At 46.8% G+C, this 21,296-nt stretch carries 20 protein-coding genes; 1 reads left to right on the top strand and 19 read right to left on the bottom strand.

Going from position 1 to position 21,296, the window contains the following annotated elements; all coding sequences use genetic code 11:
- Positions 1 to 11 precede the first annotated feature (11 nt).
- The 14 genes from DP120_RS17005 to DP120_RS16940 all read right to left on the bottom strand — a co-directional run bounded on the left by DP120_RS17005 (position 12) and on the right by DP120_RS16940 (position 15,989).
- Positions 12 to 3,869, bottom strand: coding sequence for a phage tail spike protein (locus DP120_RS17005; RefSeq protein ID WP_112224825.1), 3,858 nt, complete (start codon positions 3,867 to 3,869; stop codon positions 12 to 14).
- A complete protein-coding gene (locus DP120_RS17000) occupies positions 3,866 to 5,299 on the bottom strand; it encodes a distal tail protein Dit (RefSeq protein WP_112224824.1) in 1,434 nt (477 codons plus the stop codon). Before DP120_RS17000 ends, DP120_RS17005 begins: the two co-directional genes overlap by 4 nt.
- On the bottom strand, positions 5,296 to 9,390 hold the full coding sequence (locus DP120_RS16995) for a peptidoglycan DD-metalloendopeptidase family protein (protein WP_112224823.1): 4,095 nt from the start codon (positions 9,388 to 9,390) through the stop codon (positions 5,296 to 5,298). Before DP120_RS16995 ends, DP120_RS17000 begins: the two co-directional genes overlap by 4 nt.
- Positions 9,391 to 9,752: 362 nt before the next feature.
- The gene (locus DP120_RS16990; protein WP_112224822.1) at positions 9,753 to 10,238 is read right to left on the bottom strand and encodes a hypothetical protein; all 486 of its coding nucleotides are present in this window, start codon (positions 10,236 to 10,238) and stop codon (positions 9,753 to 9,755) included.
- A gap of 18 nt (positions 10,239 to 10,256) precedes the next feature.
- Positions 10,257 to 11,072: a hypothetical protein gene (locus DP120_RS16985; RefSeq protein WP_112224821.1), complete on the bottom strand. Its 816-nt coding sequence runs from the start codon at positions 11,070 to 11,072 to the stop codon at positions 10,257 to 10,259.
- Complete coding sequence (locus DP120_RS16980; RefSeq protein ID WP_112224820.1) at positions 11,072 to 11,308, bottom strand: hypothetical protein; 237 nt, start codon at positions 11,306 to 11,308, stop codon at positions 11,072 to 11,074. Before DP120_RS16980 ends, DP120_RS16985 begins: the two co-directional genes overlap by 1 nt.
- A gap of 12 nt (positions 11,309 to 11,320) precedes the next feature.
- On the bottom strand, positions 11,321 to 11,674 hold the full coding sequence (locus tag DP120_RS16975; protein ID WP_112224819.1) for a hypothetical protein: 354 nt from the start codon (positions 11,672 to 11,674) through the stop codon (positions 11,321 to 11,323).
- Positions 11,675 to 11,685: 11 nt separating this feature from the next.
- Complete coding sequence (locus tag DP120_RS16970) at positions 11,686 to 12,108, bottom strand: hypothetical protein (RefSeq protein ID WP_112224818.1); 423 nt, start codon at positions 12,106 to 12,108, stop codon at positions 11,686 to 11,688.
- Entirely contained in the window at positions 12,101 to 12,472 is a 372-nt protein-coding gene (locus DP120_RS16965) for a hypothetical protein (protein ID WP_112224817.1), read from the bottom strand. Before DP120_RS16965 ends, DP120_RS16970 begins: the two co-directional genes overlap by 8 nt.
- Positions 12,469 to 12,882, bottom strand: a complete 414-nt coding sequence (locus DP120_RS16960; protein ID WP_112224816.1) for a head-tail connector protein — start codon at positions 12,880 to 12,882, stop codon at positions 12,469 to 12,471. The genes DP120_RS16965 and DP120_RS16960 overlap by 4 nt, the downstream gene beginning before the upstream one ends.
- 1 nt (position 12,883) lies before the next feature.
- Positions 12,884 to 13,243 (bottom strand): hypothetical protein, encoded by a 360-nt coding sequence (locus tag DP120_RS16955; protein ID WP_112224815.1) that lies wholly within the window; start codon positions 13,241 to 13,243, stop codon positions 12,884 to 12,886.
- 13 nt (positions 13,244 to 13,256) lie between these two features.
- Positions 13,257 to 14,348, bottom strand: a complete 1,092-nt coding sequence (locus tag DP120_RS16950) for a phage major capsid protein (protein WP_112224814.1) — start codon at positions 14,346 to 14,348, stop codon at positions 13,257 to 13,259.
- A 13-nt stretch (positions 14,349 to 14,361) separates the two neighbouring features.
- The gene (locus DP120_RS16945; RefSeq protein ID WP_112224813.1) at positions 14,362 to 14,769 is read right to left on the bottom strand and encodes a hypothetical protein; all 408 of its coding nucleotides are present in this window, start codon (positions 14,767 to 14,769) and stop codon (positions 14,362 to 14,364) included.
- Entirely contained in the window at positions 14,769 to 15,989 is a 1,221-nt protein-coding gene (locus DP120_RS16940) for a hypothetical protein (protein ID WP_112224812.1), read from the bottom strand. The genes DP120_RS16945 and DP120_RS16940 overlap by 1 nt, the downstream gene beginning before the upstream one ends.
- A gap of 74 nt (positions 15,990 to 16,063) precedes the next feature.
- Here DP120_RS16940 and DP120_RS16935 point away from each other — a divergent pair, with 74 nt between their 5' ends.
- Positions 16,064 to 16,333 carry a hypothetical protein gene (locus DP120_RS16935; protein WP_112224811.1) on the top strand — a complete coding sequence of 90 codons (270 nt, stop codon included), beginning with the start codon at positions 16,064 to 16,066 and terminating at the stop codon, positions 16,331 to 16,333.
- A 33-nt stretch (positions 16,334 to 16,366) separates the two neighbouring features.
- On the opposite strand, the gene DP120_RS16930 is transcribed toward DP120_RS16935, so the two are convergent.
- From DP120_RS16930 to DP120_RS16910, 5 genes are all read right to left on the bottom strand, one after another.
- Positions 16,367 to 18,583, bottom strand: a complete 2,217-nt coding sequence (locus DP120_RS16930) for a phage minor head protein (protein ID WP_112224810.1) — start codon at positions 18,581 to 18,583, stop codon at positions 16,367 to 16,369.
- A gap of 4 nt (positions 18,584 to 18,587) precedes the next feature.
- The gene (gene terL / locus DP120_RS16925; RefSeq protein ID WP_112224809.1) at positions 18,588 to 20,012 is read right to left on the bottom strand and encodes a phage terminase large subunit; all 1,425 of its coding nucleotides are present in this window, start codon (positions 20,010 to 20,012) and stop codon (positions 18,588 to 18,590) included.
- Positions 19,993 to 20,574 carry a helix-turn-helix domain-containing protein gene (locus DP120_RS16920; RefSeq protein ID WP_112224838.1) on the bottom strand — a complete coding sequence of 194 codons (582 nt, stop codon included), beginning with the start codon at positions 20,572 to 20,574 and terminating at the stop codon, positions 19,993 to 19,995. Before DP120_RS16920 ends, terL begins: the two co-directional genes overlap by 20 nt.
- 76 nt (positions 20,575 to 20,650) lie before the next feature.
- Positions 20,651 to 20,881: a hypothetical protein gene (locus DP120_RS16915; RefSeq protein ID WP_112224808.1), complete on the bottom strand. Its 231-nt coding sequence runs from the start codon at positions 20,879 to 20,881 to the stop codon at positions 20,651 to 20,653.
- A gap of 93 nt (positions 20,882 to 20,974) precedes the next feature.
- The gene (locus DP120_RS16910) at positions 20,975 to 21,160 is read right to left on the bottom strand and encodes a hypothetical protein (RefSeq protein WP_112224807.1); all 186 of its coding nucleotides are present in this window, start codon (positions 21,158 to 21,160) and stop codon (positions 20,975 to 20,977) included.
- Positions 21,161 to 21,296: the final 136 nt, after the last annotated feature.

Below are 21,296 nucleotides of genomic sequence, written 5' to 3'. Positions count from 1 at the left end.
TAATTCCTCCTTTATGCTGTGTATTTACCGCGGAAAAAGACTAGCGCGTTTGTTGTTCCGCTTCCATTCAAGGCAAACATAAAACCATCTGGGTTTATGTCGTAAAAAGAAGGATCGCGGTTCGACGAAATAGTCGTATAGCTTATAGACGCTGGCGTATAGGTTTTTCTTGTTCTGAAATTTGTCGCGCCGAACGTTGTGAAGCCCGTCGTCCCACCGCCCATCGAACCGATTGCCATGAATCCTGTTTCTTTTATATTCGTAGTCGGATCGCTGTTTTTATGGAAAACTAACTGCCCGCCTAGAATCGAATAGCCCCCGTTACTAAGGAAGTTATATTCTGATTCTCCTTGAATCCGCAGCCCTTTTTTGCTTACTAATTGTGCGAAGGCGGATTCGACAGAAAGCAAAGTTTCACCAAGACCAGTGTCGTCTAGAATTAAATGATTCACCGAATATTTCCCTTTATAACCAATGGATTCATAACCCAAGAATACACCGCCAGCCGTAAGGCGCGCAGAATAGTCGACAGTCGCTCCGTCTTTGGCTTGTATTGAAACACCATCGTCGTTTATTTTCGTGATGGTTTGTGTTCCAAGTGCTGTGTCTTCAATGAACGTCGCTGTCCCGCCCGATAGTTCGAATCGCTGCATCGTTCCGTAGCCTGATCTGTACGTCACGCTGTCAATGATGCCCGACGTTATTTTCGCAGCATCCAGATTCGCGATTTTTGCGCTGTCGATTGTCCCGTCTTTTATTTTTGCGTTCGTGATGGAAAGGTCAGAAATCGCGTTTTCTCCGAATCGCTCAAGTGTCCAAGCCCCGCTGACGAAGCGGTTCATTCGGTTTCCGTCGCCAGTATTAAACCATACATCATTTTCTTTTCTACCTACCGCAGAAGGCGCGGTCGACTGGTAGAATATAGTATTCTTGCCGTCTGCAGTCGCTTGCGAAACTTCGACGGATTTAAGAATATCCTTCCCGCTTATTTCAATTTGATTCGTCAAAGTAGGCAAGACCGAATTCGTGGACATTTTCCATCCACCGATCCAATCGTCCGGCGGCACTTGATAAGACGCTTGCATCGATTCGACTTTGATTGAAGGGTATGACCAGCTCGTATTTGTTTCCCCTAAAATCAATACGAATTTTCCAGTGGAATCTATGCCGATCCTCACCCTATTTATAGGGAAGTCGCCTTTGTTTATATAACTATAATTCAGCGCCCCGTTAGTGTAAGCGTAAAAGGAAATGGCTATATCGATAGATGCCTTATCTCTAAGATAATTGTATCCCGTAATTCTCATTGTAATCATTTTGCTAGGCATTATAGGCGTTTCTACAATAAGCGCACCCGTGACGGTTCCGCCTGCGTAATAACTAGCCCCGTTAGGATTGTGAAAGACTTTTCCGTTTGCAATCGGGACTATCGATTCGAAAAGCGGCGACCATGTATAATCAGCCGAAGTTAAGCTTTCGGTTGCTGACAGCTTGTTAAAAGCCATGCCGATATATTTTTTCCCAGTCGGCGAATCGCTCATACCACCGCCGCTTATATCGTCCGCATACTTAACCCAAGTGTATGTCGGTTGCCCTGGATCTCCTTTTGCGCCAGGATCACCCTTCTGTCCGTCTAGTGCATAGTAAGCGGTCGAATATGAAAGCGAAGTCGTGTTGTCTGAATAAGTGATGATCGTTCTTGTCCATAGATAACTTCCCGGAACTGGCGCGGGAACGGTTGCGGACCATGGCCCAGTAGGCGCAGTCGTGCCGCTTGATCCAATCTGATAAGCGACCGCTGTGCTGCTGATGCCTTTGCCTGTTTGTCCATCCGTCGCCAGATACGAAACGGAATAGGTCGTCACCGTCGAATTATCGGTATATGTCGAAATAGTCCGCGTCCATAAATACTGACCTTTAATCGGCGCAGGTATTGTCGAAGACCATGTCCCGCTCGGCGCAGACGTTCCATCCGTATCTAATTGATATGTGACGACTGCCGAAACAATCCCCTTCCCTGGATCACCTGTCTCGCCTTTATCGCCTTTAACTTTGTTCCAAGTATAAGCAGCGACATTTGTTGAATCCGCAACAGTGAAATCCACATAAGTTCCAATCCAGCTGCCCGCGTCTTCTCCGGTACTTGCCGTAAAGGTAACGCCGCCATCGTTCGAATACTTAATGTGTAAGTATGAAGTCTTTCCGTCGCTTCCCGGTTCACCAGGCAAGCCATCCGTCCCTTTGATCAGTGTCCAGCGGTAAGCACTCGGCGCGGTAGGTGCAACGCCTATCTGAGTAGTCGCCACACCGATATATTTGGCGTCGATCGGGTAATCGACCATGCCGCTGCCGTCCGCATTTTGCGAGTAGCGAATCCACAAGTACGACGATGTGCCGTCTGTGCCGTCCTGTCCAGGAGCCCCGTCGAAATAGTCGGTCCCTTTGACCGGCGTATATCCCGGAGCGCCCGGCGGCCCTGGTGGCCCTTGTACTGCATCCCAAGTAGAAGTCGTCGCATTCCACATCTTCAATTCCGCGATTTCACTTGAATTGTCCACCCACTTTTTATGAATGGCCGGGTCAGGTGGCGTTGGCTGTGTCGGGATTTCCGGTTCGGCGCCAATTTCAGCGGCAGTCGTTGGTGCCACTTTCACCCAGTCGTTCAGCTGCGTGCTCCAAACGTGCGGGACTTCCATTGCAGGCTTGCCATTAGCTGCCGGTGCAATCTGAACCCAGATTTTATTTGAGCTTCCTAGCGGCTTCTCAGTTGACCGGATAACACGCATATTATGCTGTTGCTGCAGTCTGCGGAAAGATTGGAGTATTTCATCTTCGTCATAAGTGACTATTTCACCAATGTCATACGTCTTTGCATCCGGATCCGTAAGAGAGCGTTCTATCCGAATAACCCGCGCATCTGCATAAAGTGGCGGAGAGAACTCTGGGTTCTTCAGCCGGACCCCGTCACCTAAACGCACTTTTTCGTGTGGGAACAATTCCTCGAGGGATGCAGCTGTCACAGTGTATTCATAGACGGAAGCGATCCGCTTGTTCAATTCGGTTCTACCGTACTGCTGCAATTGAGCAAGCGTCATGTCTTGCTCAGTGCTCTCAGGCTCGTAGATATCTACAATATGTTCTCCGTCTTCATTCCAGCGCTGAAATGCGTCGTCGTCAAAAATCGTGGTGGTTAACATTGTCCCGTCTTCCCTTTCGGGACCAATGCAAAAAAGACCGGTGACGATTCGGGTGGCATGTTCTTTCTTATTGATTGCCAACAAATCTTTACCCAGCTCGATTTCTTTACGCGTGTCGGCTCCAATTCTCTTGAAGAAGTCAGCAAAGCGGCCGGTTATACGGCTGCCTGCAGTAGTTAGTCGGAATTGCATTTCCAAATTGAATGCCGAAGAGATTTTCTCCAGGAAAGAATACGCTCCGACGTGCCGGTCGATGGTAATCGTCCGTTTATTAATGTCCTCGACTACCCCTACTTCAAACTTCACAAAGGGCAACACCAAATCCGCTAGCTCTTTGGCTGTTCCGATGTATTTCCCAGGAGGCAGAATATACTTCTTGTCCATTTCTTTGTAATAGGGTGTTCCATAAATCGTTTTTTCATCTTCCATCTGCGTGTCCGATTCAAAATGAATGAACTCTTCAAAACCGCCATCCTCCAGCGGTATCAGAAAGCGGGTACGCCCTTCTAAAAGTGCAGCTTCTTCCAAGTCGGCCGGCATGGTGAGTTGTTGGGAATGTTCTCCGTCCAACCCATGAACATGTTTGGCATCCCAGAAGAATTTATCACTTTCGCTGTCCAAGTGGCCGATAAGCTCGCCCGTCTGATGATTTAAGATATGAATGATTGTCATCTGAATGGCTCCTTATACCGTACTTTTCCGACGACTTTTTCAAATGGTTGAACCAGTACGGCCGTGCTGCCCGGAGGTAATTTGAAAAAAGATGCGCCGAATTCTTTCAGGTCTTTCCGCTCTTCTCCGTTTAAACGGATGGAGCTGTCGTTTGTATCAATGACGATTTTGTCTTCTGCAGAAGCGATAATCGGAACCCCCTCTTGCGGATCATTCAACCGCCAAACTTTCAAATCTCGAACCTTCATGACCGCTTCCGACGTACCCGGCCATTTCCGAATCGCCACTTTGATGCGACTGATGGGTGCCATGTACTCTCCAAGATCGTCAGTATATACATAATTTGACGAGACCCAGTCATACTTACCATCAGGCTGAACCAACGCAAAATAAGGACGGATACGATTTCCACTCCGAAATAAACGTAGAATTCCTTTATAATTGTTCCACGCAGGCTTATAGTCTGCGGTCCGGTAATTCTGTACTTTCCGGTTTTCAATATTACCCAACTGGAACTTTGCTTGCACTTCCGAAATTGATTGCATGATGTCCTCAATTCCGACTTTAATAACGGTATTTCCGTCGACATCCATACAGTAGATCTCAATCATCCCCGTCTGCTTGCCTACATTCAGCAGTTCTACAGTTGCCCTCATCTGGAAGTTTTGCACTGGGCCATCCGGGATGGTTCGCTCCTTTGCTGGCCCCTGCCAATTCCTCGGACTTTCTTCAACCCCAAAAGATGTTGGAGTGAAGCCGGTCTGAGTAGCCGTCATTGTACCCGTTACATAGCCATTATCTACATTGAGAACATCAGTCCAACCGGTCAGAGTTTTCATTGAGTCATTCAGCAATAAGGTTTGCTGTTGATAAATCGGGACGTCGATTGGTGTCTCCTCACCTGCACGGATGTAGGCAAAATCGGTATATACATCCAAATGTGTGAGATCTCCCAATACATCGAATTCATAAATCGGCTTCGCATTAGCGGAGCCTTCGTTATTTACGATAGCAGCCCCGTCGACAAAATCTACTGTCCGTTCCTCTCCGTATTTGAATGGATCCGAACAAACAATTGAGATAACACCTTTGCCGCGCATCCACATTTCTGAGAAGACCGGCGCACCCTCTATCTCAGCAAAGAAAGTGCGATTCGGATATTTGGAGAATACCAATGGCTTAGCTTTCTCATGAATAAGCCATTTTGCCATGTCTTCGACAAAAGCTTCTTTTTCAATGAGTGTTTTAGAATCGATGATAATCGGAATATCGAAACGGCGCATCCCTGTCTGCATGCGCTTCGGTATTCCGCCGGCTCGTTGAGGAACCGTTAAGTACTCCCGCTCGATTGGTGCCCAACCCGGGAGGGACCAGTCCCGAGCGATTTTCAGATAAGTTTTGCTAATTCCATTAAACGTCAGTCTGCTCAACTTACTCTCCCTCCTTTATTGGGTTTTTTCATTTTCTTGCGGCGTTGATCTTCAGCATTGAAGTCGTCGATATATTCTTCTGCCATGATTCTACCGTTCGGCAAAACAGTTTGAATGATGACTGGTTGCTTCGCCTGAGTACTGCTAGTTGCTGCGGGTTGGAACGCCTTCGTTATCTTGGAGCCTGCAGCAGACATGCTCTGCATTTGCTCCATGCCATTGCCTGCAAAATTCACGTTGAAGGCATCTGGGTTCATTAAGGCATCCATATTAAAGCCGAAATGCTCACCGACTTTACGCCACAGATCGAGTCCTTCAGCACGGTTTGTTTCCAGAGGGATGATGGCTTCCATCCCTTTTTCAGCAATCCAAGCCAGCTGCTTCATTTTGACGATGCCGCCTTTAAAGAAGCCTGCGGGATTTATAGCCCCTCCGTTTTTCAAGACCTCATAATGTAAATGAGGTCCAGTGGAAGCACCAGTAGACCCTACAGTTCCGACAGCTTGCCCTTTACGGACCGTATCGCCTACTCCTACCAAATTCCGGGCATTATGTTGATAGATCCGTTCCATGATTCCACTCTTAATCCGCACATAATTTCCGCGTAGAGCATGATAAGCCGCTTGGATAACCCGACCCGCTGCCTGGGCAGGAATTCTCGTTCCAGGAGCAGCTCCGTAATCATCTCCTCGGTGCAACTCCCGTTTTTTAGTGATAGGGTGTGTCCGCCATCCGTAACTTGAAGTCTTCCGGAATGCAGCACCAAATCCCAGACCTTTATTATCACCGAAGTCGGCGAGTTTACCTTTCACAAAATTTACTGCCCTGGACTTCACTTTGTTCCAGGTCCCTTTTGCCATATCAGATGTGAAACCTGTGCCTCCGGGTTTGCTGATGCCAAGAGTGCTTAGTGCCACATCGAGAAGCTTGGAAGGATTCTTAATGTAGTCAAAGATGTCGAAAGCCTTGTTGATTACTTTCTTTCCAGTATCTTTTGCTTTGTCCCAAAGATGCGTAGCCCCTTTTTTTGTCTTGTCCCATAAGTTCCCGATACCATTTGCGTATTTCGGTAAACTGGCTAAGAAATCTTTGGTCTTTAATGCAGACAACACTTTGGAGCCTTTTGGAAGGTTTACGACTGTGTCTTTATCCGGACTCAGTGATAACTTACCGTCCGGCGTTTGAATCAATTCACTACCGCTATTCCGGCCCTTACCGTCCCCAACAATAGCTAATCCACCTGGATGGTCTTTCGTACCTTGAGCGTACTGAGGAACCGACCATTTAGGTATATCTGTATCGACACCAATTTTTCCAAGTACCCAGTTGACCCCACCGATGACACCATTGACTCCTTTGCCAAGAGTAGAAGCCAATTTATTGATGACTTTCGTGACTCCCGAAGTGACTTTAGAAGCCATCGCACCAATGCCATCACCGATTCGTTTCGGCAAGCCTTTCGCCAGGTTCACTATGTCCGTGAACTTTGTTTTAATACCGTTGAAAATATCACGGAACGCTCCGGTTGTATTATTTTTTAAAGCCGACCAAGTATCGCGAATCTTATTAAATATTCCCGAGGCTGATCCAGATATGAAATTGCGGATTGTTGTAAAGATTGATTTGAAAAAGTTCCATACATTCGTGAAGACATTTTTTGTCACGTTGAAAATAGAACTCCAAGTCGTGAAAATTATTTTGAAATAAAGAGAAACTGCTCCGGTAATGACATTTTTAATAAACATGAAAATGTCACGGAAGAACTGCCATATACTATTGAACACTGATCGTGTCGATGCAGAAATAGCTGACCATGCACCTTTGATAATATTTAATGCATTTGTTGCGTTTCCTTTGAATAACTGGACTATCCCAGCCCACAAATTCACGAAGAATGTGCGGAATGTCAGAATGAATGCTTTTGCACCTCCAAGTATCTTGCCGTAGAATGTCAGCTGGATAAAATTCCAGATAAATTCGACTGCTCCCTTGAATACTTGAACCAAGCCTTCCCACATCTTTTTAAAATCGCCAGTAAATAAACCGGAGAATATTTTTACTATGCCCATAATGACATTTAAGGCTCCGGAAATGACGCCTTTTATATTGCCCCAAACTATTTTAATGATGCCGAGAACAAGCGGCATGATAAATTCTATAACTGCTAGAATTCCTTTGAATACATTCCCGATCGCTTGCATCAGTTGTTCGCCATCAGATTTCCAAAAATCAGAAATTTTCTTTGCTATTCCAGATACAAATACAAATACTGCCTCTAACGCTGGCTTGATGTAAGGCATTAATAACTTGAATACTGCCACTGCAGTGTCAATAATCAGCGTCCAATACTGCGCCATGTTTCCGCCATGCGTTTTCGCAAGATCGATTAGTTCAGACCATAAGTCCGAAAAGGATTGCTTAATGTCGTCAACTGCATCCATAATTTTTTGAATTTCTTCTGGATTTAAGCCCAGTGCATGAAAGATTGAAATTGCTGTTCCATCCATATTCAAGAATAAAGCGAAGACACCCTCAATTGCTTCTTTCGCTGGAGATAGCGCTGTCTTTATCCTTTCACCGAAGTCTTCGAAAACAGCTTGAACCTCATGAACCGCATCCATAATCGGCTGGATCTCTTCGGGTTTTAAACCCATTTGATGAAGGAGGCTTATAGCTGTTCCGTCTTCATTCTTGAACAATGCAAAGACTGCATCGACGTAAGTCTTCCCATCTTTGAATGAGTCCCAGACTTTTGATAAGGCTTCCTTCATGATGTTTGCCATTTGAATGGTGTCACTAAATTCTTCTGGATTCACACCAAAGCTAGATAATATACTTTCTGCAGATTCATCGCCCTTCAAGAAGTCGCGCAAAGCCCCAAAAGCATCCACGAATTCTCCAACCTTATCTTTGACAGTCCCGACGATTCCACCAACGAATTTAAAAGCTCCGCCAATGTTATCGCGTATCGCCTCAGTATCCAGCCCAGAAACAAGTGCTGTCATGTTCTTCAAACCTGTGACAGCAACGTCAAGAAATGGCTCTCCAATCACAGCTTTAAAATCTGTCCAGGCTTGTTTCATGTTCCCTGTTACGTTTTCCCATCCATCAGATTCACGAGCTGCCTGTCCGAATGCTCCAGAAACTTTGTTGGCATCTTCGACCATCTGCAGGAGTGTCAGCTGCTTCTGTGATTCCGATAAGTCCTTGAAAGACTTCCCGTATAAATCGTTTGCAGCTGCATTCCGGGTGGTTTCAGTAGCTGATAACCCGAGAGCTGCGTCGTTCTCGAAGTTTCCTTTCAAGAACGACTGCAAACTTTCAGTTGTGTCTTCCAGCGATTTATCATAGAAAGCTGCACTGTCTGCGATGGCTCGCATCGACCGATCAGCAAGATTCAATGAATCGGCTGTGTCCATACCGCCAGTTTTGGCGAATGCTGCGATTTTGGCGAAGCTTTCTTTCATACGGTTTTCTAGAATAGAAGCTTCTCCCGCTATTGCGCCTAAGCGCTCTGCAGCTTCACTTTCCATATCTCCGAAAACAGTTGAGAACTGAGCTTTCACTGCTTGCGCAGATCCAGCGGTGGCTGCCAAGTCCGTGGCGAAGTCTTTAATTTTATCGACGGCAAAAGCTGCAATCAAAACTCCACCAATTCTTTTGGCCGTTTCACCAAGTCTTCCGAAAGAACCCTCTGCCTCACGAGATTCACGAACTGACGCATCGCCGAAGTCCTCAACTTCCCGCCTTGCGTTATTCAAAGCAGCATCGACGTTACTTGTGCTGGCTTCCAAGTCATCCATATTGCGGTCAGCAGTGTCCAAGTCACGCGTTAAATCGTCTAGGTTATTCCCGTCTCCTAAGTTATCCAATCCGGAATCCAAGCGTCTTGCTGCATCACGTAGCTCATCCATTTCTCTCGATGTTCGGACGGCATCCCTCTGCAGATCATTGAATGGATCCAAACTGTTCAGGACCTGATTGAATCTTCTTCCGGAGTTTTCGATGTCCCGGAAGAAATCCCCCATCGTTTTCCGCGCTTTCCTGGTATCCGCTGTTACTTCGATATTGCTCTTCCCATTCGTCGCCATGTTCCCCCTCCTTTCCAGGACAAAATAAAAAAGCCGGAATAATTACTCCGACTTCCACCAAGTTCCGCCCACAAAATTATCTTTCTTAGCTTTCACTTCTTTTTTATTCAGTTCTTTAAACGTAGGAAGGATTTCATTAAACCCTTTCCCTTGATTGAACATGCTATCGACCAACAATCTCAGGCCGTTGAAACCTTCAACCGAGCGCTCCCGGCTGGCATTGTATTTTTCTTCAACTGCCTGCTCGTATTTGCGTCTGAGCCAGTCAGCGGTATGCCCGAGAACGTATTCTTCCTTGTAGCCAAAGTGGGACGATACTAAGCCAATCTGTTTGATGAGCTGATCGATGAACTCATCAAAGTCTAACCGACTTCCACCGTCACGGTTTCCGTTTCCGCTGCCGGGAACCGTTCCTGAATGATCGTCTGGAAGTCCGGAATCTCCACCTGGAACATCTTCTTCGCCAGGGTCCGGACTTGGGTAAAAGTTTTGTCTAAATTCGTGTTATCGGAAAGTACAATAAGCACATCCAATATTTCGTTTAAATCCAGTTTCAAGGCTTCTTTATCATCAATGTCCAATATAATTGCGACGACACGGATGAGCTGCTCTTCCTTCAATTCCTCAACGACTGCAATGATTCTCTCGAAGGAAGTGAGTTCGTCGTTTTGAAGGAGCTCGCGGAGGCGACTATAAATCCGGATACCGTCTGTCCCGATGAATTTCACAATCCGTATGATTTTAGAGATATCAAGACGAGGAACGTCAATTGACGTTTCCCTATCCGTTAAAGTGATGCTGCCGATTGTTTCGTTAATATCCAAAGATTTTAATTTATTTGCTGCCATAGAAAAGTTTCCTCCCGATTAGATAGATTCTTCGATTTCGTAATACACGTTCTCTTCGTCCGCAATGCCATCTTCAGGGAATGCAGTAAGTGAAAGCGGCAATACCCGTTTGGATTTATTGAAACTTTGCTCTTTGTCGTCCCCTGTGACCTGAGCTTTGCGGATAACGGCCATATAAAGAGAACCGTCTTTCTTCTGGCTAATCAGTGCATAACGCTGGAATGGCACATCGCGCTTCGTACCATAGCCAATGCGTTTTGTTGGCAAAGAAGTGATTGGAGAAACACTGTCGGTAGTCGCATACGCTTTCTCTACGCCCGATTCCAATACAACGCTAGTCCCATCGACCGATACAATTTTCTTCATTTCCCCACCAGTGAATTGCAACCACCCGCCTGCTTTAAAAGCGACATCCGCTGTTGTTAGCGTGACAATTCTTGCACCAACTGCCAAGGCACCTGCAAGTGCCTGAGCAGCTCCAAGTTCAGCTGGTGTTTCAATGATTTCGCCACCAACCAATGCGAGCTGGCGATTGATAAGCGTGTTCTCCGCCAAACTTGTTGAAAGTGAATGTGTATATCCGGTAACCTCTGTATCCGCTGGCCCCATCACTTGATCCACTTCGAAGTCTTCTGTAGAGAATCCACGTGAAATCGAGATTCCATCATTGGTTGCACCAAGATCCCGCCACCCGTTCTTTAAATTGTAAGGTGTCGTCGTATCCATTACGTCACTGATTTTTGTTGGAGCAGCTATTGCTAGGTCTGCAACCACAAGGCGACCTGGGCCGCCTACAAAGTTTTCTGAGTTTACATTGAAGATATCCGGTGTCATTACTTAACCTCCTCGAATTTCCATGATTTCATATCCAATAACCTTTTTGCTGTTTCTTCTGATACTTCGCGCCCAACGATTAGCGTCTGACCCTCGTAAATATCAAAGGGCTTCTTCTTCGTGCCTTCTTCAGGCAATCGGAGAATTGTAGCGCCGCTATTTTTATCAGCAGGCCCCTTGCAAACAATCTTGCGAGACTCTGTAGCTTTCTTTTCGAGCTTAGTATTATCTGCCATCTTTGTTTCCTCCTATGCTTCTAAGTGTTCCAATCTCATATAAACCCACGCTTCAAAAGCTCCTGTCTCTTCATCTTTCGACGGAACAGGATTCCCTTCACGTTCACACCAGCTGCCTCTCAATCCTGTAATGGCTGCGGCTTCCCGCTCCAGCATATTCATGCAGGAAATAAGCCCTGCCATGGCCGCCGCTTCATCTTTGGAGCGGAAGATCATCTGAATGCGGGTAAAGCCGACGCCGCCTGCAGAACGAACGAGCAGGCCATCCGTGATGTTCGACTGGAAGGTGTTTGCATCTACATGAAGATCGGTGCGTGCTTTAAAGAACCGAAAAACCGGAGGAATTGAATCTATATAATCAATCATTCAAATCCTCCTTAGATTTTCAGTATGGTTTTGATTTGATGGTCCGCTACACGGTTCATCCGTTCTTGCGCCCGGTCCAACCCTCGCGCCATCAAGTTATATCTCTTCTCAAGTACAGGCGCATAACTCACTGCAGAACCGATTTGAAGGGTTGTTTTGCCGCCTTCATCGGTGATTTCATGAACGACGTCGCCTTCAGTTGCCCGCGGACCTTCTGAATTGCCGGCGAAACCCGTCACATATCCGATGGAATTGATGAACAAAGACGTATTAATGTGATCGTCTTCCATGACGATCTCTTTTGTTTCATCTGCCCAAACCATTCCAGCGGCTTCAACAGCCTTTGTACGGGCCTTCTTCAAGTTCGATTCCGAGAACTGTTCCATCAGCTCCTCCGGCATTTTGAAGTTGAAACTCATTGCGCCATTAGCCACTTGAATCACTCTCCTTTTTCAAAGAGACTTCATGATGATGCAGTCGCTTACGTCCATAAGCGGGCTTGCTGTCGTCGATTGTATAGCTGCCTTCCAGAAGGATGTTCCCTTCCTTGTCCCGGATGTTTGAGAAGCGAGTTTGTTCAGTGAAGTCCTCATCCGGTTCCAGGAACAGCATATTTTTCGAAATGACATCTGTTCCGTACATATCCGTAGACTTGAACTGCTGAATCAGATCGGAGCGGCAAGGAACATTTTCTTTCGTTACAGTCCCATAGATGGGCTTGCCATATTCCGTTTCGCCTGTTTTCTGGCCGGGCGTTGTAGTCGTACAGGTATGGATCAATAAGCGGCGCAAGCTCATCGCGTTCCACCACCGGGTCCGAATGTCGAAAAGAACATCGGCTTCAAGTCAGCAGAAGGGCGTAATGAAAAAAGGATTTGATCCAATTCCACTACACCTGTCGCTTCACCCGGCTTCGCATTCTTAGTATAGGAATACGAACCGATTTTCTCGGTCTGAACGTTATCAAATGCCTCTTCCTTCATATCCGGCTGGTCCTGGAACCATAGATACTCAACAAGGAGAACAGTTGCGTGCCGTAAATCCGCCAATTTGTCCGGATCCCTCTCTTCTGAAAAGCTGCGGCCGGTGAATCGCTTGATCCACCGCTCCGCCCGCTCAATTAATACTGTCAGCTTGGCATCATCCATCGTATTGAGTTCTTCGAAAGACACTCGGTCCTTTACTTCAACCGTTGTTGCAAACCCCATATCATTTCACCTCGACAATAAAGCCAGAACGAATATAGCCCAGCAGGAATGAAGAAGGATTCTCTGGCAGCTCCTTTTCCTGATCATCCGCTAATGTGAAGCCGACTTCCTGGTAGGAAGTCTCGGGATCCTTCAGTTTGTATTTCTTTGCAGATTCTTTGGCTGGAGCTGCAGACGCTTCAGGTGCTGGAGTTTCAGAAGGCTCAGAGGTTTTATCCCCTGTTCCTTCCCGCTCCGCTCTCAGGTCTTGCTGAAGCTGATCCAGCTCTTCCTGCGTATTTTCTTCTTTTAGCTGCTCGGCATCGAAGCCTTTATTCGGAAATTCTTCAACGATTTCATTTGCTGTGTCTATCTTAGCCACTAGGCTCTCCCCCTTATCGTACAGAATCCAGTTTGATGATCATGCGGGCATTCTTATCGAATGGCACATAGTCAGAAGTGACAGTGGCGTATGAACCTTCCACCTGCGTCTTCGCGTTGCGTTCGTTTTCAACAGAGAATGGCTTGTATTGGTATTCTGCCAATGCAAAGCGTGTATCAACGACCATGATGCGGTTATCCGGAATAGATTCCGAAATAAATGGCGCCATACGCAGCATATCGGGCATATCGCCTTTTTTCAGCTCGTTCAAGAAGATCATTTGGCCGTTGTCCTCTTTCATCGTCGCCCATTTCTCTGCAGTCGCCAGGTTCATGACAGCGCGGTTATAAGTAAAGCCGTGTTCCTGGTTTCCGTGCTGTGCTGCGTACCAGATATCCGACATCTTCCAGTCATTGGCTGTCTTAACGCCAATTGTCGGAGCGGCATCGGTACCGTCTTTGAAGTAGCCGTTCAATAGGCGGGCAATTGCCAGCTTCTCGTCCGTGCGGCCCATCTGAAGGCCACGTTTGCGCAAGTGCAAAGCGAGCATATCGAAGCGCATTGACTTCGCTTCGTCCGTGATTTCAATACCGCCACCACGTTTGTAAACGAAGATGGTGTGGTTCGTATCCAGCTTGATTGTAACGACTGGAATTGGTGCACCCTGACCGACCAAGCTCAGGTCAAGATCGTCGTTTTCCTTGTTTTCAATTTCGTAGTACTGATAAGACATCTGATCCATTGAAATCGTTTGAGCAACCAGTTCGCTTGCACGGCCGGCAGCCAAATATCCTTCACGGAAGCCATCTTCCAGAACTGCGTTAAAGAGCGGCTTTGTGTTGTCGTTTTCATATAAAGCGCGTGCTTGCATCGGTCCAACATCAGCAAAACCAAGAGAACGAATTGCATCTTTAACCGTAATCGCCTGCTGATCCAGGTAAGCGCGGAATGTCGCTGAGCTGTTTTTGCTCATGAGGTCCTGCGCTTGACCGGCAATGCGGCCATCCGCTCCTGCTGCATCCTTAATGGCTGATTTAAGGTCCGAACCGTTCTTTAATTCAATTACTTCCCCGCGGCTGTTTTTAATCTTGTGTTTGAATTCCATTATTTCCCCTCCATTATGGCAACAGTACTTCTACTGTGCCTTTCGCTGTATTTACTAACGCCACAAATGTTCCATTGTCCACTGCTGCTCCTGCGCCATCGACTGCTGCTTTTACGCCGCCATTAGCGTCTGCCACAATTGAATTTCCAACTGCGACCGCTCCTGAATACTTAAATTCAGCATTGCGTGAGAATCCATAAGCATGTACGCCAAGCGGCGCATCCGGATCCGTTACTGTATGCTTCGCAACAAGCTCTACTGCATCACCATCAGCGCATTTCACCGCGTGATAAGCTCCAGTAGTAGCGAGCTTCAAAGGTGCACCGGCTTTTACCGGAGCAGCTGCTGTCGCATCTTGCGCGAATACTGTAAGTGACAAGCCAAAACTATCGGGTACAACCCCACCACGTTTGTTGATCATTATTGCCCAACTCCTTTATATGTTTCAGATACGATGACATCATCATCGCCGCCCTGCTGGCGGGCTTTAAGTATTTCTGCTTCCGTCTGGCGTCCTGGCGTGAACCGCTCCGCTGCCATCGCATCATAAGACTCAATCTCAGACTTGATGTATTCGATATCTGCAGAACGGGAGAGCATATTTTTGTAAGGCTCTGCTTTGAATCCTTCGCCTTGGGCACGCACACGCGCTTCCACTGCTCTGTCGACTAAATCAGCAAGGTATTGACGGCCCTGCTCCGCTTCTTCTTTCATTTTCTTCACGCCATCAACGCTGGCTGCATCACCAAGTTCATTGCGGATGGCAATATCATCCGGCTGACGGAATTTCTCGCCCTCCGTACCCAGCAACTCATAAACTGAGCGCTTTTCGATTTTGTTTTCTTTAATGGCCGTTCTCATTTGTTCTAATAAATCCATGTTTGACCCTGTTCCCTTCTTCTTTTCTGCAATATAAAAGGAGCGGCTTCCATCGTCCAAACGAACGTTGAATCGCTGCTCCAATTGATGCACTTTGTCTATTTCCATTTGACCTTGCTTCACATACTCCCGCGCTTTGTCGATATACGCTCCTGGCGTTGACCCTTTATAAACGGTCGAGACTTCCCGAAGTCGCGCATCCACGATCCAAGCAAAGGATATGCGGCCATTCTCATCTTCAAGCCCCGGAATATGCGGACAATCCGAATTCCATAAATCCTTTCCGCAGCTGCCGCATCGATATGATCCGCCTGAAAATCCAACTGACATGTCCCGGACAATTCCCGCTTTTATCTGTCTGATGGTATCGTCGGTTTTGTTCCCGTTTGCTGTGACCCCTCGCATGATGTACCAGCTGCCACGGACTGCGTTCGATAGGCCAGTCTCGTCACCTATCGTTTTGACCTCTCCATCATAGGAGCGGCCGTACGGATTCACGTAAACGTTATGCCCTTCCTGCAGGCTGACCCCGTTTTTCAGGTCATCCGCATAATTGCGAAGCGTTGTGAGTGGATCCATCCGCGTAAAGTGCGAATCCATTCGATCATTGGAACAATTCCCGCTGAATGTAAAAATTTCAGCTGCTTCAACCGGCTCCAAGGTATGCCGATTAATCTTTTCGAGATCCACATCCGTATTTGGTGCCTCTTCTGCTGACAGCGTAATGCGTGCCGGCAGATGCAATACTGTACTTTCCCCCAAATTCATTCACCTCCTCTCAAAGGAATTTTATGTTATTTGTGGAATATATTAAATTGAAAGCGAGGTGATATTTTATGACGGTTTATATAATTACGTATGATTTAAAATCTCCTGGGCAAGATTATTCAAAGCTCTACGAGAAAATAAAATCTTTAGGAGATACTAATCACCCTTTAGAGTCAGTCTGGTTCGTAGACACTCCAAAAAGAGCAAATGAAATTAGAGATATAGTCCGTTCTGCGATGGATGCGAATGATAGTGTATTTATAACAAGAGTAACTTCTAATTATGGTGGTTATGCGAACAAATCTCTCTGGACATGGTTAACAAGTAAAGGGTTATAGTCTAAAGAAAAACCGCTTTTTCACAGCGGTTTTTTACATTTCCTCGCCTGCCAAAATTCGTTTATACCAGCACCGGCATTGAATTACGTTAGAAGCGGATGCACCAAGTGAAGAATCTCCTGGATACATCATCTGCTCGATCTCACCTTTGTTATTCTCCACCAGGAAAGGCTCATCAAAGGCAACTGTTTGATCATGCGCTTTTCGATGCCCCGGTCTTGTACGGTCTTGCTTAGCAGAACGCCATATTTTACCGATGACCAGACCACTCTGCCTGTCGGAATCATTCTGGCCTGCTCTTGCCGCTCCAATCATTTCGGTGCGAGCAATGACACGTGCGCGGTTCTTGCTGAAGGCATGGTCCTCTTCCAAAACCTTTGTGGCTTTGGCAATATCATATTTCCCGTCAGCCACGACATCCCAAAGAGACATCAGCACACTTTCGTCTGTAACACCTTGAATGAATTCAGCGGACCTCCTGGAGCGGTCACTCAAAGCCCGCAAAAGAACTTCATCCTGCGAATTAAAGACGACATCCACATCAAACGTCAGGGCATTAACTTCTCCAGCAGTTACGGCGGCGACCGCTATCCAGTCCATGCCAAGTTCATTCCAAAGCGCGAGCTGCTCCGAGCTGTCAAAAAGGACATTCGTTTCCACCCAATCACGAAAACTCTCGATTGCCTCTTGCTCTGTGCTTAGCGGCGTGCCAGCCTTTCTCATCCGGGCAATGTATTCCTCTCGTTGGTATTTCATGAAACGCCCGAAAGCTTCTTCCGCTTGATCCGTCAGTTCTGCCACCTGTTCGGCCCATGGCTCCTCTGTTTCGCCGATGAATGCCGCTGCGCCTTCTTCTATTTCGTCTTCATCGGCTCGGTTCTTTCCCATCATTCGCGCCGAACTTGTCGGCGGACGGAAGGAATTGAGTATCGGATTACTAGGTGCTGGAGCGGGACCGACTGCATCATGGCCCGTAATATCATTTGCGGCTTCGTCGTTATCAATCCATCCTTGCTGCACCTGGATGATTTTCGTATTCGTGCGAGTTTGTTCTGCCTGAGCTTCCTGCATTTCATTTCGAACAGGAATTTCATTGAAGGTCACCTTCGCTCTTCCCTGGAATCCCTGAATCCGTAAGTAAACGTTAAAAGACCGCTCCATTAGGCGCTTAATCGTTCGCTGAATGCTCTTCACACCCGCAACGAATATTTGCCATTGGACGGTCCCGTGCGTTTCGGTCGTTCCTTCATTGCGGCCAAGTAGAATCGGCAGCATCTTCAGAGCGGAAACGATTTGCTCATTAATGACACCAATCACTCGAGTCGCATCCATCGATTTGCCACCCGCTCCACCTGCAGTTTGCACTTTAACGGAATCCGTATGGATGAAGTCGGTGTCCGGCTCCAATTCACTGAAATGCTTTTCAATATCTCCCACAAAAGCCTGGACAAACTCATTCACCTTGGCTGGTTCGTATTTAATTTCATCCGGCATGGCCTTCAGGATGGCCTCTTCTACTATCGAAATATCAAACCGCTCATATCCTTGGTGATGAATCACCCGCTGCAAGTCTTTAAGGACTTGCACCTGGAAGAAGACGATCTGCAGAATCGGGAGGAGCGGCGACCGGCCGTATGGATCACCGACATCCGGATCCAGTGGATAATAAAAAACAGTCTCCGGATTCAACACTTTGAGTGATCCGTCAGACTGCCGCTGTACCATATTCATTTTCTGTTCTTTGTCCCGCATGAAATCGATGGATGTGGCTTCAACGACATGGATGTCCACCACATCATTCAGTTGCTCATTCAATTCGACTTCTGCAGCAAAGCCGCCGCTTGTGTAGCCCGCCAATGTCCAAACGCCTACCAGCTGGTCCATGCCGCCTCCGTAAAGAGGGCCGACACGTTTAGCCAGGTCTTCCAACTTCTCCGTCATAGCGTCGTCGGTCGTTCCGTCTGGCCGCTGCGCGACAACCTCAAAGCCACTGTTCACTAAGCGCTGCAAATTCCAGATAGCCATACTCGCATCCGGATTTAAATCCCGAATTACTTTTAAGCTATCAATGACTTCTTTCGAGCTGTAGGATTTGCGGCTCAACACTTTTTCATAAAGCCCCCACTGCTGCTCCCATTTGAAAGCCGTTTGCTTTGTCTGCTGTCCACGCTTCGCTTTATTAGCAGCTGCTCGGACTTGTTGTCTTAATTGCTCTTCTTTGTTTGGTCTGAGCCAATTGAAGAATTTCAAGCACTCACCCCCTCTTTATTCCGCCAATCATCGGCGGCAATACGTATTTCGATTCTCCCTGCGGTTCATGCCAGCGTGATAATCCTTGTGTCATGCTATCGACATCGTCGTCATTCTTACCGAACGGAAACGTGCTGAATTCGCCTACATAATCGTGAATCCATGGAGCAATCGAGCCATCAGGCAAGTAAACGTTGCCTGCTTCGACTTCTGGAGCAACCGCCTGCGCCCGAACTACTTTGCCACCTTTCGGATTGACCGGAATAAGCCCGGGTATCTCCTTTGTCAGCATTTCGATGACTGCAGTTCCATTCGCTTTATCCTCAATCAGCTTTGCCCTGGCTTGCGGCCACTTGGCCGACATTGTTCGAATGGCCTGCATGGTTGCTTTGATACCCATCTTCTCCTTCACGCGATCCAGGAGATACTTATCCGCTCCAACGCGCCCCCAGACTTGTCCGGAAACAAAATCCGAAGTCTCAGCATCTTTGAAAGTACAGTCCCAGGACTGGATGATTTCATCGAAATGAGCGGGAGCCACTTTATAGAACTTCCACCATTCGCGTTTGAAGATGGTACCGCCTGCAGGAGCGGGACGCTGCTGGAAAAGCGCGTTCCAAGTCCGCGAACCTACTTCGGTCTTTTTATCTTCTGCCCATTTCTCATCAAAACCAAGTTCGGGACACAGCGGCTCTCCGACTTCCCTTCCAAGTAGGTCATCTTCATCTTCTGCGATGGCCGGCATGCGAATCCGCTCCCATGTATGAGGAGAACGCTCGAGTAAACGACCGATTAAATCGTCTTCATGCCAGCGCGTCATAATGACAATGACCGAAGCCCCCTTATGCAATCGGGTTGAAAGTGTCGACTCCCACTCATCCCAAACGCTGTCTCTAATGGTCTGTGAGTTTGCAGCCTGGGCATTCTTGAATGGGTCATCAATAATCAATAAATCCGCACCTTGACCTGTGATGGAGCCCCCGATACCTGTGGAGATCATCCCGCCACCAAAAGCACCTACATCCCAGTTACTTTGAGAGGCATTGGCTTGGGAGAGCGAAACATTAAAGAGAAATGGTCCATATTCTTCGAGCTTTGCCCGATTCAAGCGGCCGAACTTTTTAGCCAATGTATCCGAATAGGAAGCAGCAATAACCCGCTTCTGTGGATTCTTGGATAGGTAATAACTCGGGAAGCTTTCAGTAACCGTCATACTCTTCCCGTGCCGTGGAGGCATTTCAATGAACATGTACTTCTGCTGCCCTTGGGCAATCGGCTCCAACCGGTCAGCAATGTATTCGGTATGCCGGAAGTGTTTGTAATTACCACGATGGACATGGAGCACATAATCGCGATAGGAGCGGCGAGCCAGTTCACTCTGCGCTTCCCATGCCAGCTGCTTCCGTTGCTTATCCGTCAGTTTGAGCAAGCTTCCTCAACTCCTCGACAGAAAGCCCCGTAAGATCCAGCTTGTTGTCCAAGCCGCCACTGTGGTTGATTTCCTGTTTATCCCTCCACTGCTCCGGCTTACGGTTCTTCAGCCAGAAGATTTGAGCCAGTGTCTCTGGTGCCTTATGTTTCGTGACTCGTTTAATCACTACTTCTTTCGTTCTCGGAATGGATGCAATAAACCGAAGTCTTTCTTCAGATGTGGCCTTTGGATTCTGCTGCATGAACAAATCTGCCTCTGCATCAACACGTTCAGCAAATTCATCGCTGCTCATTTCTACAGTTCCATAAGTAACTTCTTCGTAATCATAGCCCATTGCATTTTTGATCATTGCATTCTCTACCTGACGATCAACAACTTCTTTGCCCCTTTTTAGGGTGTCCGAAATGTCCGGGTACTTCTTCTTCCATTCATTCAACGTCGACCGGCTGATGCCCATGTTATGAGCTATCTGTTCATCAGTTAGGCCGTCTCTAGCCCACCCACCCAGCAGCGCCACCCCTTCTTCGGTTATCCATTCAAGATACTTACCTTTTGCCATCCTTCTATCACCCACTCTCGCGCTATTCGCTTTTTTAGACATAATAAAAAGCATCTCTAAGGATGCTTAAACTAGTTCACCAATTCATCGTAGTATTTGAAATAGAAGTAATAGCGATGTAAACGATAATAACCATGCTTACGATTCCAAAGATTTGGCGTAAGACTCCCTTTGGTATTAGCTGCTTTATGATCAAAAGCACTACCGCTGCTATAATCACTGGAATAAGTGCTACTGCAAACGGGCCAAAAGCAATTTGAAAATCACTCCAAATTACATTCCAATCTAACAACTGCATTTCTGGCATCTTTTCACCCCTCCCAGTTATTTTTATCGGCAGGAGTGTCATTTAATTTATAGACATAATAAAAAACCACTCCAAAGAGTGGTTATACTTTCACTATTCTTCTGTAGCTAAAGATTCATAAAATTTGTCGATATAATCTTCGTATTTAATGATTCCTTTTTCATCTAACAATGAAGCTAGCGCAAGTGTCGCTTTTAAACCAAGAATTTCAGAACCCTCTTCTTCAATTTTTTTAGCAATTTTCTCTTCAAAATCTGGATATTTATCTGTTGGTTGCATTTAATCTCACCTCCCCAATTATTACTTCTAGGAAGATTATATAAAATCCTTTATATCCAATTAAAACCACTCGTTTAAACGGGGCTATGGGAGGGACTGTTCGCTCGAACGCATCCCCTCTTTTTCTCCCCTTCAT

Source organism: Planococcus halotolerans, from assembly GCF_003289955.1.
Lineage (GTDB): Bacteria > Bacillota > Bacilli > Bacillales_A > Planococcaceae > Planococcus > Planococcus halotolerans.
This window is presented reverse-complemented; position numbering and strand designations above follow the sequence as displayed.

What these genes read in the sequence shown, in the direction of transcription:
- DP120_RS16935 (WP_112224811.1), top strand. Translation starts at nt 16,064, where the DNA reads ATGACGGTTTATATAATTACGTATGATTTAAAATCTCCTGGGCAAGAT.
- DP120_RS17005 (WP_112224825.1), bottom strand. Translation starts at nt 3,869, where the DNA reads ATGACAATCATTCATATCTTAAATCATCAGACGGGCGAGCTTATCGGC.
- DP120_RS16975 (WP_112224819.1), bottom strand. Translation starts at nt 11,674, where the DNA reads ATGATTGATTATATAGATTCAATTCCTCCGGTTTTTCGGTTCTTTAAA.
- DP120_RS16960 (WP_112224816.1), bottom strand. Translation starts at nt 12,882, where the DNA reads ATGGGGTTTGCAACAACGGTTGAAGTAAAGGACCGAGTGTCTTTCGAA.
- DP120_RS16990 (WP_112224822.1), bottom strand. Translation starts at nt 10,238, where the DNA reads ATGGCAGCAAATAAATTAAAATCTTTGGATATTAACGAAACAATCGGC.
- DP120_RS16995 (WP_112224823.1), bottom strand. Translation starts at nt 9,390, where the DNA reads ATGGCGACGAATGGGAAGAGCAATATCGAAGTAACAGCGGATACCAGG.
- DP120_RS16985 (WP_112224821.1), bottom strand. Translation starts at nt 11,072, where the DNA reads ATGACACCGGATATCTTCAATGTAAACTCAGAAAACTTTGTAGGCGGC.
- DP120_RS16915 (WP_112224808.1), bottom strand. Translation starts at nt 20,881, where the DNA reads ATGCCAGAAATGCAGTTGTTAGATTGGAATGTAATTTGGAGTGATTTT.
- DP120_RS16965 (WP_112224817.1), bottom strand. Translation starts at nt 12,472, where the DNA reads ATGAGCTTGCGCCGCTTATTGATCCATACCTGTACGACTACAACGCCC.
- DP120_RS16945 (WP_112224813.1), bottom strand. Translation starts at nt 14,769, where the DNA reads ATGATCAACAAACGTGGTGGGGTTGTACCCGATAGTTTTGGCTTGTCA.
- DP120_RS16910 (WP_112224807.1), bottom strand. Translation starts at nt 21,160, where the DNA reads ATGCAACCAACAGATAAATATCCAGATTTTGAAGAGAAAATTGCTAAA.
- DP120_RS16980 (WP_112224820.1), bottom strand. Translation starts at nt 11,308, where the DNA reads ATGGCAGATAATACTAAGCTCGAAAAGAAAGCTACAGAGTCTCGCAAG.
- DP120_RS16920 (WP_112224838.1), bottom strand. Translation starts at nt 20,574, where the DNA reads ATGGCAAAAGGTAAGTATCTTGAATGGATAACCGAAGAAGGGGTGGCG.
- DP120_RS16950 (WP_112224814.1), bottom strand. Translation starts at nt 14,348, where the DNA reads ATGGAATTCAAACACAAGATTAAAAACAGCCGCGGGGAAGTAATTGAA.